Consider the following 12,853-nt stretch of genomic DNA (forward strand, 5'->3'; position numbering starts at 1 on the left):
TTTACGTGAACAATCACCCGAAGCAGTACCATACACCGGCGTCATGAAATGTAACTTATTACGGCTTAGTCCACCCGCAGCGCTGTCACTGGATCGCTCTTCGCCGCTTTTTTCGACGGGATCAGTCCGCCCAGCAGGGTTAACCCGATGCTTAACAGAATCAGGATCAGTGCCGGAAGCGCCGGCAGGCTAGCGGATACCTCACCGGTCCCTGTCAGATGATGCAGCAGGATATTTCCGGGTATCAGCACCAGCAGGGTAACTCCGATACCGATCAGTCCTGCCAGAAGCCCAATGATAAAGGTCTCTGCATTGAATACCTGGGAAACATTCCGTTTGGACGCGCCGATGGCACGAAGGATTCCGATCTCCTTGCGCCGCTCCAGAACACTGATATAGGTAATAACACCGATCATGATGGAGGAAACGATCAGGGAGATTGCCACAAATGCGATCAGCACATAGCTTACAATATCCACGATATCCGTCACCGACGACATTAAGGTTCCCACCACATCGGTGTAGCTGATAACCTGTTCTTCCTTTCCCTCCGCTTCCATGCGGTCATTATAGGCATCCAGAATGGCAATAACCTGCTCCTTGCTTTTGAAATCCTTCGGATAAATGGAGATGGTCGCCGGTTCCGCAAAATCCACATAGCCGAGCTTCTGTAAATTGCCCTCATAGCTGGCATTTCCGGAGGAGGCCATGGACATCAATAACTCCTTCAGATCATTCTGGTCCAGATTGACCTGAAAGGCAGACGCAAAGGCCTCCGTATCCACAGTCATGGCAGTGCCTAACGCCTCCTGAAGCTGCCTGCCCATCTGCGTCATCGCCGTCTGCATAGTCTGTGCGATTCCGTTGGAAAGCCTTGTGACAAGCTGGCTCATGGCACTGGAGATCTGCGTTTCAACAGCCCTTGACAGCGCTCCCGTATAGGATTCCATGACAGAGGCCATGGACCGCTCCACCGCCGATCCGATCTGGCTTTGCAGGCCGTTCAGATCCACAGTCCCGGAAATCCCCTCCATCAGCCGTTTCTGTCCGTCCGCAGTCTTTAAATAAGCTGCAAACTGATTTCCCATATCCGCAGGATCGGCAAATCCGTTCTTTTTCGCATACGCACTGTATCCGGTTATGAGATCCGATGCCAGCGCTTTGATCTGATCTGCGGAAATCGTGATATCCCCGGAGATCTGAAAAATCTGATCCGCCCATTTTTTCAGAATTGTTCTCGCTTCATCCGTCTGAAGATATTCCAGCAGATACTCCTGAAATTTTTCCGGATCGGTATAGCCCTTTTCATCGGCAAACCGCCTGAAATCCGTTAAAAGCTCCTCCATCATCTGCTGCAGCGCATCGGTGGGAATCCTGATCCCGCCGGCATCGGAGATAATCTTTTTGATATGATCGGAAAGGATCGTCCTTGCCTCCTCTGATCCGAGATAGTTCAGGAACTGATCCATAAGCCCGGAATAGTCTGCCTCCGGATGGGTCTTTGCATAGACATTGTATCCCTCCAGCAGGCTGGACGCCATGGATTTTAAGCCATCCTCGGAAACCGAAGGCTCCAGGCCGGAAAGAAGCTCTGAAAGATCCAGGTTCATACCGTTCTGAGGCAGGTCAATGGAAATCCCGGAAAGATCCATGCTGCTAAAATCCAGCACCGAAGGATCCATGGAAAAGGCATCGGAAACATCCATTCCGCCGCTTAATCCGCCCGTCATGGCACTCTCATCAAACCTGATCGCATTTTTTATGGCATCGGCGTCTACCGTAAACAGGGATTCCATATCAAAGCTATTCTCCTGCGTTTTCCCAAACGTCGATCCGGTAAAAACATCGGTAGTTTTATCGGCAAGCTGATCCTGTACGATCTGAGTATCCCCTGTCAGCTCCGCTACATGCGTCACCAGCGATGCCGGATAATTGATCCCCGGAGTCAGAGCTGATGCGACCGCGCCCTTTGCCGGCTGTACCACACCAACCACCGTCAGCGTCTCGCCGTCGGCGACCAGCTTTTTCATATAATCCGGATCGCCGCTCTTATCCCTCCAGAGATCATACTGGCTGTCATACTGATAATAATCGGTGTTGCTCACCAGCTTAAAATCCACACCCAGAAAATCCTCATAGGAATAGGTCTCCGGCTTCTCCGGAGCCTTTACATCCTCTTCCTTTAAAAACTGATCCACCATTTCGTCCAGCTCCAGCGGATCACGAAGTCCCATGGTATAAAGGACAAAGTCACTTACTCCGCCGCTGTTTGACAGCACCAGTACACACTCGCTCTCTGCTTCCGGCCACCGTCCCGCTTTTACCTCATACTGATTTTCATATAAACGACTGTTTGCCGGCATCTGGTAAAAGACATTGGTGCTCATCATGGAGGACATCATGCTGCTGGCCGATGCCGAGGATCCGATTCCCATTTTATCAAAGGAATGATCCGGATTCACCTGGCGCACCGAACCGTCGTCCTCCTCCTTATAGATCTGCGGCTCCACCGAATAGCTGTATTCCATGGCATTGGTATAAGGCTCCATGCCGCTCTCTTTGCTGTCCAGATACGTTTTCAGCGATTTCAGATCGTTGGATTCCATAGAATGAAAGAAGTTCGTCACGATCTCCATGACATGAACCGTTCCGTCTTCCCCGGCAGCCTTATCATTCCCGCCGCTTCCGGCCACCAGCATGGAAGAAATATCAAACCCGGTACTGGTGATCTGGAGCGGATACTCCGACAATGTTTCCTCCTCCAGGCTCTTGATGTACGCGTTGACCCCGTTGGAAATAGCAAGGATCAGGGCGATTCCGATGATTCCGATGGACCCGGCAAAGGAGGTCAGGATCGTTCTTGCCTTCTTGGTCCTTAAATTATGAAAGCTCAGAGACAGTGCCGTTAAAAAGGACATGGACGAACGCCCCATGTTTTTATGCTGCGACAGAGCAATGGTTTCCGCCTTCGGCTCATACGGGTTCGTATCCGATAGGATCTTCCCATCCTTCAGCGTCACGATCCGGCTGGCATAATCCTGCGCCAGCTCCGGATTGTGGGTTACCATGACCACCAGCCGGTCCTTCGCCACCTCTTTTAACAGCTCCATGACCTGGATACTGGTACTGCTGTCCAGGGCGCCGGTGGGCTCATCTGCCAGCACGATATCGGGATCATTGACCAGGGCTCTGGCAATGGCCACCCGCTGCATCTGTCCGCCGGACATCTGGCTTGGCTTTTTATGAAGCTGATCTCCCAGTCCCACCCTTGCAAGAGCCTCAGCCGCCCGTTTTTTCCGTTCCTGCTTTCCGATCCCGGAGATGGTCAGTGCCAGCTCCACGTTTGCCAGCACCGTCTGGTGCGGAATCAGGTTATAGCTCTGAAACACAAAGCCGATGGTATGGTTCCGATAGGAATCCCAGTCCCGGTCCTTGTACTTCTTCGTGGAGATCCCGTTGATCACCAGATCCCCGCTGTCATAGCGGTCCAGCCCGCCGATGACATTCAATAGCGTCGTTTTCCCGGATCCGCTTGGCCCCAGGATCGCCACGAACTCATTGTCCCGCAGATTCAGGCTCACGCCATCCAGCGCCCGCTGGACTAACGGCCCGGTCTTATATTCCTTGTGTATGTCTTTGATCTGAAGCATGTAGTCTCCCCTGTTCTTTTTTGCACACAGCCTGCAAAGCGATACCGTTCCGCAGGCAACTCCATTCGGTGCAAAACAAACCTCGATCCCGTTCTTTTACAGCCGACAGACTTTTATTATAGTCTCATTCCATGCAAAAAACAATCAGAGGGGTTCTTAAATTTACATAAACTATGGAACCCACGAAGAATATTAGTTTTCAATTTTCTAATGACCTTCACTATATGTTCATAATTAGTCTGCTTTCTATCATCTACTTTTTCCCAATCTTTCCCAACTCCTCTTTCAAGTTTTCCGGCTCGTCGATCCGAAAGGTTTTCCGCAGAACCGTTCCCTTATATTCGATCTTGTTTCCACAAACCGTTATCTGATACCGTTCTAGCGTTCCTGCATAAAAGGTCAGATGGACCGACCAGCCTCCAGCCCCGGTAAAGGAATTAAATGCCGGTGTCTTTTTTCGGTCATTCAGCAGATCGCAGAGTTCTTTTATGAGCTCTTCACCGGTCACAGAATACGTTTCTGCCCGTCCGCTTCCATCTGCATTGACCACGGTAAATACCACCCTCGAATACTCGGTTCCCCGAAGAACCGGCTCCCGGATCCGGTAAAGGATCCAGATTGCCAGACAGACCAGGATTCCCGCTATGATCCCGTATTTCTTCTTCATGACACCGCCTCCCAATACGAAAACAGACCCGCACGGGACTCTCGTGAATCCCATCGGGCCTGTTTGATATACGACTGATATTCAGTCGGTCTGAACCGTCCTTAGATCATATTGGAAGAACCAAGAACCTCAGCAATCTTATGCTTAACAACAGCCTTTACATAATCTCTTGCGGGGCTCAGGTACTGTCTGGGATCAAAATGATCCGGATGAGCAACCATATGCTCTCTGATACCAGCAGTCAGAGCAAGACGAAGATCGGAGTCGATATTGATCTTGCATACAGCCATCTTTGCTGCCTGGCGAAGCTGATCTTCGGGAACACCGATCGCATCCTTTAATGCACCGCCGTTAGCGTTAATGATCTTAACGTATTCCTGAGGAACGGAGGAAGCACCGTGAAGAACGATGGGGAATCCGGGCAGTCTCTTGCCAACCTCTTCCAGAATGTCGAATCTTAACTGAGGGTTTGTACCGGGCTTGAACTTATAAGCACCGTGGCTTGTTCCGATAGCGATTGCCAGGGAATCAACGCCTGTACGGTCAACGAACTCTTCAACCTCTTCCGGTCTTGTGTAGGAAGAATCCTCAGCGGAAACCTTAACATCATCTTCGATACCTGCCAGAGTACCAAGCTCAGCCTCTACGACTACGCCTCTCTCATGAGCGTACTCAGCAACCTTCTTTGCAAGAGCGATGTTCTCTTCGAAGGGCTTGGAGGAACCATCGATCATAACGGAAGTGAATCCGCCGTCGATGCAGGACTTGCAGATTTCAAAGTCTGCGCCGTGATCCAGATGAAGAGCGATGGGAAGCTCCGGATGGATATCAAGAGCAGCTTCTACCAGATGCTTTAAGTATGCAGCGTTTGCGTACTTTCTTGCACCTGCGGAAGCCTGCAGGATAATGGGGGATTTCTCCTCAGCAGCAGCCTCGGTGATACCCTGAACGATCTCCATGTTGTTTACGTTGAATGCGCCGATTGCGTATCCGCCTTCGTATGCTTTCTTAAACATTTCAGTAGTTGTAACTAAGGGCATTGTTTTATCTTCCTTTCTGTGTTATTGCGCTGTCGCGCTTTGTCTTTATTATAACATAAACTTTTTAATTGAACAGTCATTTTTTACATGAAAAACTGTGCAAAAATCCCGGATTTTTGCACTCTTTTTTGTAAAAATCGATCAAATCATTCTCATCAACGCGCACAAACAGAAAAAAAAGCCATACCTTAAAGAGAAAGCAGTTTTCTCAGAAAGGACGGCTTCCATGAATGAATCCTCCTGTTCTCTGCGCGTGTTTCATGCTGCCGCCGACACCGAAGAGCTACTTGTTTCCATAAATAATGAGACCGGTTCCGTCTCCTACCGCGGGCTTACCGGCCGATTTCCCGTATTACCCGGATTTGTCACGGTGACACTCGCCGGTGCACGATCAAAACGGATCTACTTAAAAAAGACCCTGTCGTTATTCTGTTCTGTTCCCTATACAGCCGCCATAATCCAGACCGGACACGGACCGGATCTGCTTTTACTATGCGATGCATCCTGTCCGGAATTTCCGGAGGATTCCGGTGTCCTGCGCGCCGTCTCTCTGGCCTTCGGTGCTCCGCCCCTTGACCTGTATCTGTTCGGAAACCGACTGTTATTTCCATCCATCAGCTTTAAGGAAGCCACCTGCTTCAAGCCGATCCCGGCGGGGGAATACGGTCTTTACCTGACGCCGGAGCAGGATATGGATTCACCGCTTCTGTCTGTTCTGATCAGCCTGGAAGCCGGCAGCCAGCAGACTCTCTGTATCTTAAACGGAAGCTGGCAGCCGGAAGCGCTGGACGTTATGATGCTTCCGAACTGACCGGCTGATCCTCCGTCTCGTCCCGGCTTTTGGATCTGTCCGGCCGGTTCCGGTTCCGCGGAAAAACGGTTCCCGCCGTCAGAATCGTTTCTGCCAGATCCTCCCGGTACGCCGGGTCCTTCGGATCCAGGCTGCCGATCACAACCCGGTCATCTCCTGTACGTCCGGTGGCATGAACATAACGCAGTTCTCCGATATAAAGGGCCATATGCCCCGGAAAATACAGAAGATCTCCCGGCTTCACCTGGCAGACCGGGATCTCCCGGACCGGATACCCCGCCTGAATCTGTGCATCTCTCCAGATCCGGATCCCATGAAGCAGATAGGTCATGGAGCACAGGCCGGAGCAGTCAATGCCCCAGGGAGTTTTTCCTCCCCAGCGGTACGGCACATTCAGATAAGACATGGCCGTTTTAACCAGCTTCTCCCGCAGGAGCTCCTCCGGTTCGTCCGAAGCCGGTTCATGAAGCACAGGCTCTGCCATGCTTTCCCGAATATAAAAAGAGCCGCCCTTCACCAGCCTGATCCGTGTCCAGCCAGCCTGAGCCATGTATCCGTCTTTTTCTACCAGACTTCCCTTCGGCAGCGTACAGACAAAGGGATTTTTATATCCGGCAACTTCAAATACATCGGCAGCCGACGCGCAGATCACCAGCTTTTCCGCACGGCTCCACCTGCGTACCGCAAAGCGCCGGAACTCCAGTCCCGACAGCTTTGCATAGCCACAGTATCCATATTCTGTCTCCACATAGGCCCAGTCCGTCAGCGTCCGGTCCAGAAGCTGCACCGTCATTCCGTACAGCACCTCATCGGTTGTTTCCGCCTGTGCCGACGGATATTCCTTCAACCGCAGAATGGGACATGTTACCACACCTTCCCGAAGCCGCATATCTGCTCCTCTTTCCCTGTCCGGGAATCTTTTTGAAACAGTCTATGCAGACGCTTCGGGAAACAGTCCTTGTAAGCTTATCCAGACATGTATTTTTATCCGCAGTTTCTACTTTACTGCCTCCATGGCCTGCTCCAGATCCGCGATGATATCATCTACATTCTCGATTCCCACGGAAAGACGGATCAGATCCGGCTTTACACCTGCCTCAATAAGCTGCTCATCAGAAAGCTGGCGGTGCGTATGGCTGGCCGGATGGAGCACCGAGGTTCTGGCATCAGCCACATGGGTCACGATGCAGGCCAGCTTTAAGCTGTCCATGAACTTGATCGCACGTTCTCTTCCGCCCTTTAAACCGAAAGCGATCACGCCGCTGGTACCGTTGGGCATATATTTCTTTGCCCGCTCATAATAGGGGCTGCTCTTTAATCCGGGGTAGTTTACCCATGCCACTTCCTCATTGGCCTCCAGATACTCTGCCACCTTCTGGGCATTCTCACAATGACAGGGCACACGAAGATGAAGGGTCTCCAGACCGATATTCAGTAAGAACGAATTCATCGGAGACGGAACTGCGCCAAGATCTCTCATAAGCTGTGCCGTTGCTTTTGTAATGTACGCTTTCTTTCCAAAGGCTTCCGCATAAACCAGTCCGTGGTAGGACGGATCGGGCTCGGTCAGTCCCGGGAATTTTTCCTTATGGGCCATCCAGTCAAAATTTCCGCTGTCCACAATGCAGCCGCCGACACTCATGGCATGACCGTCCATATACTTTGTGGTGGAATGGGTCACGATATCCGCCCCGAACTCGAAGGGACGACAGTTGATGGGGGTTGCAAAGGTATTATCCAGAATCAGCGGAACGCCGTGGTCATGAGCAGCCTTCGCAAACTTCTCAATATCCAGCACCACCAGAGACGGATTGGAAATGGTCTCTCCGAACACTGCCTTGGTATTTGGACGGAACTCCTTTGCCAGATCCTCCGGGGAAATCTCCGGATCAACAAGCGTAAAGTCAATTCCAAGCTTCTTTAAGGTGACTGTAAATAAATTGGAGGATCCGCCGTAGATGGTTGCGGAGCTGATCACATGATCCCCGGCTCCTGCCACATTGAAGATCGCATAAAAGGTAGCTGCCTGCCCGGAGGAGGTCAGCATGGCTGCCGCGCCGCCCTCCAGCTCACAGATCTTCTGTGCCACCGCATCATTGGTGGGATTCTGAAGTCTGGTGTAAAAATAACCTTCCTCTTCCAGATCGAACAGTCTGGCCATCTGCTCACTGTCATCATATTTGAATGTGGTGCTCTGATAGATCGGAAGCACACGGGGTTCTCCCTTTTTCGGCTTCCAGCCGCTCTGAATACAGATGGTTTCCGGTTTGTACTGCTTTTCCATAATAATCTCCTCTCCTTCCGATCCTGCTTCTGCACGGATCGTTTCCTTTTTTCTTTCCATACCGCATTTCTGCTGCAGGTCATACAATATCTTTTATCTGCTACAGACAGGCCCGGTAAATGGCCTCCACATCTGCTTCGTGGAGCGGTACATACGCCTGGGTATCCAGATTGGCATACGGCACGGCCGCCGCCGCCATTTCCTTAAAATGCTCCTCGCCGATTCCCAGCTCCGAAAGATGGGACGGGAGTCCGCAATCCAGGAAAAACTGCTCTGTGGCATCAATTCCCATGTTTGCAAGCGCAAACCGGTCAGTGCTCCTTGGAAATCCCCAGACGTTGATGGCATAGTCCACGAACTTTCCGACCGTATCCTCCGATAAGATGTAGCGCATCCACGCCGGCGTCACGATAGCAAGGGAAACGCCGTGGGTAATATCATAGTAGGCACCAAGCTGATGTCCCATGGCATGGCAGGACCACTTTCCGGCCTTTCCGCAGCCGCACAGTCCGTTTAAGGCCATGGACGCTGCCCACATGATATTGGCACGGGCCGAATAATTTTCCGGCTCCATGAGCGCCACCGGCCCCCATTTGATACAGGTTTTTAAAATTCCCTCGGAAAACTTGTCCTGCACATAGGCGTCTTCTGTCTGCTTAAAATACCCCTCAAAAATATGGGACATGATATCTGCCACGCCTGCTGCCGTCTGCGCGGAGGGCAGGCTGTAAAGATAGGTCGGATCCAGCACGGAAGCCTTCGGGAACAGACAGTTGTTATGGACTCCCCGTTTTTCCCTGACAGCTTCATTGGTAATAACCGCTGTATTATTCATTTCCGATCCGGTAGCGGACATCGTCAGCACCGCAAACACCGGGAGGGCTGCCGTTATCTTTGCCGTATCAGTTACCAGCTCCCACGGTTCCTGCTCCGTAACAGCAGCCGCTGCAATGATCTTTCCGCAGTCCACGCAGCTTCCGCCACCCACAGCCAGCACCATATCTGCGCTCATCTGTTTCGCAAGCGCAGCTCCGGCCCGGACCGATTCAATCTTCGGATTCGGTGTCACACCGGAAAGCTCCTCCCAGGTAAAGCCGTTCTCCGAAAGGAGGGCACATACCCGGTCATAGATCCCGTTCCGCTTGATGCTCCCGCCTCCGTAAACGAGGAGCACCCGTTTCCCATAAGGCGCCATCTCCGCTGCCAGTCCGGAAAGCTTTCCCTTTCCGAACAGCATTTTTGTCGGCGCATAAAAATCAAAATTCTCCATAATGTTTTTCTGTTCTCCCCCAGTCTCCGTATTTATTCAGAGAGGTTATCCTGCGTCTCATATTTTCCGTATTCCGGAAGACACGTAAACTCTCCGGATCCATTCCAGCTGCCTGTTTCATCCGGAATACTTACATATACCCTGCTTTGTCCGACCGTTGAGAAGAAATAGCCGTCTTCATCAGCATTCTGAAACGCCGTCTGGATCTCATTCCATAATTCGTTCCGGTCGCGTTCCGGCTCCAGAGCGCAGGCGGTAATTAACGTCAGCCGCTCCATCTCATCCACGGTTTCCCCGTAATATTCAATCTCCAGAACTTCCCCCGTCACATAGTCGCTCCGCACATTGATCGACATGCCGGTATCTTCGGTGTCAAAGGTCAGGTAACTTGTCACGATATAAAAAGTCGCTGTTCCTTCCTCATCTGTGTACTCCCAGCAGTCCGGCTCCGTCTCCCACTGATCCATGGAGTCCTCCGGAATATTCCAGACCGTGGAGACATACTCCCGAAGTCTGGAAAGAACTTCCCCGGCATCAGACGCATAATGTGCATAGCCATTGCATGGCTCTCCCGCCTGTAAAACCTTCTCCGGATCCAGTTCCTGATAGGCAGAGGCCTCACTACTCTCCGTTATGGTATCGTAGCCGTCCCAGTGGTCGATGATGTCGCGGACAAACCCCAAAAGCGGACCGGCAAACAGGATCACCGCCCAGATCAGGACGATAAAGAATACCACGACCTTCGTGAGACGCTTCTGACGCTTCTGATCTTCTGCCGCTTTCCTGTGGGGATCTGTATTGGGAATCCCATAAGTATGCTTATGATCCGTTCCGCAGGTATCATAATAAGGAGACTCTTCCGGCTTCGGCCGGGATTTCGATGAGGCTGAGGTTCTCGTATTGCCCGTTCCGGTCTGTACCGTCCGCCCGGCCGTCTTTTTCACGGAGTCACCGGTTTTATAAGACGATTCATGATAGGTTCCCTGCTTAAACTGGGTATATGCTCCCGGGTCCCGCTCATTGGGGAGACAGCCTCCCGTATAGACAATGGGCTCCTTCCGGAACCGATGGCACTCGGAACAGTACCCCACAGCGTTCAGTTCCTGCTCACATACCGGACAAAGATATCTTGTTTTCATACTTCTGCCCTCCGAATGGGGATTCGTTTATCTGCATGCGAGACGGTATACTGCTTCACATTCCTTCCGTCCCAGCTTCACAAAGAAGCCCTCGGTCCGTCCGTCGATCTGAAGGGTTTCCAGAAGCTTCGGGATATCCTCTTTCTTTGCTCCCAGCTCTTCAAAGGAGGTCGGCATGCCGACGGAATGGAAGAATGCCTTCGTTCTCGCAATGCCTTCCTTTGCGGTTTCCTCCGGATTCTGATAGTTCATCTCGCAGCCCCATACACGAACGGCAAACTGAGCAAACCGGTTCACATCATGATGCATCACATAAGTCATCCATGCCGGGAACATCACAGCCAGACCGGCACCGTGTGCACAGTCATACAGAGCGGACAATTCATGCTCCAGGTTATGGCTGGCCCAGTCCTGCTCTCTTCCGACACCGCAGATGTCATTGTGTGCCATGGTACCCGCCCACATGATATTGGCTCTTGCCTCGTAATCATTTGGATTCTCCAGAACCTTCGGAAGCTCCTTGATGATGGTCTTTAACACGCCCTCGCAGAGACGGTCGGTGATCTCTACCTCCTTGGTATTGGTAAAATAGCGTTCGAACACATGGGCCATAATATCCGTACAGCCGCTTGCTGTCTGATACGGCGGCAGGGACATGGTAAGCTCCGGGTTCATGATGGCAAATACCGGACGCATCAGCTCACAGCCGTATGCACGCTTATACATACCGTTTTCATTGGTGATCACGGATCCGTCACTGCCCTCGCTGCCGGCTGCCGCAATCGTCAGAACCGAACCGACAGGAAGGGATTTTTCCGCCTGTGCCTTTCCGGAATAGAAATCCCAGAAATCACCGTCATATACCGTTCCTACGGCAATTGCCTTGGAGGAATCAATGGTGCTTCCGCCGCCGACGGCCAGAATAAAGTCCACGCCCTCTTTCCTGCACAGCTCAATGCCCTCATAAACCAGGCCGCTTCTGGGGTTGGGCTTTACGCCGCCCAATACGACATAGGAAAGTCCCTCTTTTTCCAGAGACGCCTTCACCCGGTCGATCAGTCCGGAGCGGACCGCACTGCCGCCGCCGTAATGGATCAGCACCTTATGTCCGCCAAACCGCTTCACATAATGGCCTGCCTCATTCTCCGTTCCTTTTCCGAATGCAAAATACGTGGGGCTGTAAAATGTAAAATTATCCATGGTTTCTTCTCCTTCTCCTTTTATATAAGTGCAGTACACCGGGCACAAAAACCGGAACAATCCCTCCGCCTCTGCCGCGCCGGTCCTGCGTCACTACCTGTTTTCTATCATACCATAAGACGTCCGGAAACAACAGACCAATCCCGGAAATTTTTCACAGATATGAAGAGAGAATCGGATGATATTAACCTGTCAGTCAGTTCTTCAAACGTTAAATTATCTTTAATTTTTCAGACTCCAACACGCAAATGCGATTAAAACCTCGGTATAGTTTGATATCTTTCACTGTCCGCTTCCTTCGCAAGCGCAGTCCTCAAGAGAAAAGCAAAGCACAAAACCGGAAGTTGTCACTTTACCTCTGTTGTGTCCAGATCAGAATACATTCTGCTGCAAGTGCTGTCGTTATGAAAGCTCCTACGAGGGTGTAATAGTTTAATCCATACATCAACGGTAAAAGTGAAACAACTGCCGTAATAATTGAGAGAACAAGTAAAGCCTTAAGAACGCTACTGTTCTTTAATGATACCAAGGAAAGTAACAAAATGACGACCGTACATATGGCTGTAATAAGTGGAGGAAAATTTGCATAGCCAAATGGTATGGGGCTAAAATACGAGAACGTTTCTTTTACTCTTTCTGTCGGAGATAAGGCAAACATACAAACTGCTCCCAATGGCAATGTTTCTAACACGATTGCTAAAGCCGGTAAAACCACTAAGCTGATTTTCTTCATGTTGTATCCTCCTTCACAAATCTCAGAGAGAGGTTCTAAAGGCGCGGGACCAGGTTCTA

General features: G+C 51.2%; 10 protein-coding genes. 1 reads left to right on the forward strand and 9 read right to left on the reverse strand.

The window, feature by feature from the left end; translation table 11 throughout:
* Window positions 1–65: 65 nt before the first annotated feature.
* The 3 genes from ACTQ3K_RS01075 to fba form a co-directional block, all read right to left on the reverse strand.
* Entirely contained in the window at window positions 66–3,650 is a 3,585-nt protein-coding gene (locus tag ACTQ3K_RS01075; protein WP_441564880.1) for an ABC transporter ATP-binding protein/permease, read from the reverse strand.
* A gap of 253 nt (window positions 3,651–3,903) precedes the next feature.
* Window positions 3,904–4,317, reverse strand: a complete 414-nt coding sequence (locus ACTQ3K_RS01080) for a hypothetical protein (RefSeq protein WP_441564882.1) — start codon at window positions 4,315–4,317, stop codon at window positions 3,904–3,906.
* Window positions 4,318–4,418: 101 nt separating this feature from the next.
* The gene (gene fba, locus ACTQ3K_RS01085; RefSeq protein ID WP_441564884.1) at window positions 4,419–5,357 is read right to left on the reverse strand and encodes a class II fructose-1,6-bisphosphate aldolase; all 939 of its coding nucleotides are present in this window, start codon (window positions 5,355–5,357) and stop codon (window positions 4,419–4,421) included.
* 226 nt (window positions 5,358–5,583) lie between these two features.
* Here fba and ACTQ3K_RS01090 point away from each other — a divergent pair, with 226 nt between their 5' ends.
* Window positions 5,584–6,168, forward strand: coding sequence for a DUF4397 domain-containing protein (locus ACTQ3K_RS01090; RefSeq protein WP_441564885.1), 585 nt, complete (start codon window positions 5,584–5,586; stop codon window positions 6,166–6,168).
* Here ACTQ3K_RS01090 and ACTQ3K_RS01095 read toward each other — a convergent pair.
* The 6 genes from ACTQ3K_RS01095 to ACTQ3K_RS01120 form a co-directional block, all read right to left on the reverse strand.
* Window positions 6,149–7,057, reverse strand: coding sequence for a C40 family peptidase (locus ACTQ3K_RS01095; RefSeq protein WP_441564887.1), 909 nt, complete (start codon window positions 7,055–7,057; stop codon window positions 6,149–6,151). The genes ACTQ3K_RS01090 and ACTQ3K_RS01095 overlap by 20 nt on opposite strands.
* 108 nt (window positions 7,058–7,165) lie before the next feature.
* Window positions 7,166–8,452 (reverse strand): O-acetylhomoserine aminocarboxypropyltransferase/cysteine synthase family protein, encoded by a 1,287-nt coding sequence (locus ACTQ3K_RS01100; protein WP_441565210.1) that lies wholly within the window; start codon window positions 8,450–8,452, stop codon window positions 7,166–7,168.
* A gap of 100 nt (window positions 8,453–8,552) precedes the next feature.
* Window positions 8,553–9,722: an iron-containing alcohol dehydrogenase gene (locus ACTQ3K_RS01105; RefSeq protein ID WP_441564889.1), complete on the reverse strand. Its 1,170-nt coding sequence runs from the start codon at window positions 9,720–9,722 to the stop codon at window positions 8,553–8,555.
* 32 nt (window positions 9,723–9,754) lie between these two features.
* Window positions 9,755–10,861: a hypothetical protein gene (locus ACTQ3K_RS01110; RefSeq protein ID WP_441564891.1), complete on the reverse strand. Its 1,107-nt coding sequence runs from the start codon at window positions 10,859–10,861 to the stop codon at window positions 9,755–9,757.
* A 27-nt stretch (window positions 10,862–10,888) separates the two neighbouring features.
* Complete coding sequence (locus ACTQ3K_RS01115; RefSeq protein ID WP_441564893.1) at window positions 10,889–12,061, reverse strand: iron-containing alcohol dehydrogenase; 1,173 nt, start codon at window positions 12,059–12,061, stop codon at window positions 10,889–10,891.
* Window positions 12,062–12,413: 352 nt separating this feature from the next.
* Window positions 12,414–12,794 carry a hypothetical protein gene (locus ACTQ3K_RS01120; RefSeq protein ID WP_441564895.1) on the reverse strand — a complete coding sequence of 127 codons (381 nt, stop codon included), beginning with the start codon at window positions 12,792–12,794 and terminating at the stop codon, window positions 12,414–12,416.
* Window positions 12,795–12,853 lie beyond the last annotated feature (59 nt).

This window comes from Candidatus Paralachnospira sp. LCP21S3_A2 (genome assembly GCF_052118925.1).
Taxonomy (GTDB): Bacteria; Bacillota; Clostridia; order Lachnospirales; family Lachnospiraceae; genus Lientehia.

Coding starts and splice junctions, on each gene's coding strand:
- ACTQ3K_RS01095 (WP_441564887.1), bottom strand. CDS start 7,057: ATGCGGCTTCGGGAAGGTGTGGTAACATGTCCCATTCTGCGGTTGAAG.
- ACTQ3K_RS01120 (WP_441564895.1), bottom strand. CDS start 12,794: ATGAAGAAAATCAGCTTAGTGGTTTTACCGGCTTTAGCAATCGTGTTA.
- ACTQ3K_RS01100 (WP_441565210.1), bottom strand. CDS start 8,452: ATGGAAAAGCAGTACAAACCGGAAACCATCTGTATTCAGAGCGGCTGG.
- ACTQ3K_RS01075 (WP_441564880.1), bottom strand. CDS start 3,650: ATGCTTCAGATCAAAGACATACACAAGGAATATAAGACCGGGCCGTTA.
- ACTQ3K_RS01080 (WP_441564882.1), bottom strand. CDS start 4,317: ATGAAGAAGAAATACGGGATCATAGCGGGAATCCTGGTCTGTCTGGCA.
- ACTQ3K_RS01110 (WP_441564891.1), bottom strand. CDS start 10,861: ATGAAAACAAGATATCTTTGTCCGGTATGTGAGCAGGAACTGAACGCT.
- ACTQ3K_RS01115 (WP_441564893.1), bottom strand. CDS start 12,061: ATGGATAATTTTACATTTTACAGCCCCACGTATTTTGCATTCGGAAAA.
- fba (WP_441564884.1), bottom strand. CDS start 5,357: ATGCCCTTAGTTACAACTACTGAAATGTTTAAGAAAGCATACGAAGGC.
- ACTQ3K_RS01105 (WP_441564889.1), bottom strand. CDS start 9,722: ATGGAGAATTTTGATTTTTATGCGCCGACAAAAATGCTGTTCGGAAAG.
- ACTQ3K_RS01090 (WP_441564885.1), top strand. CDS start 5,584: ATGAATGAATCCTCCTGTTCTCTGCGCGTGTTTCATGCTGCCGCCGAC.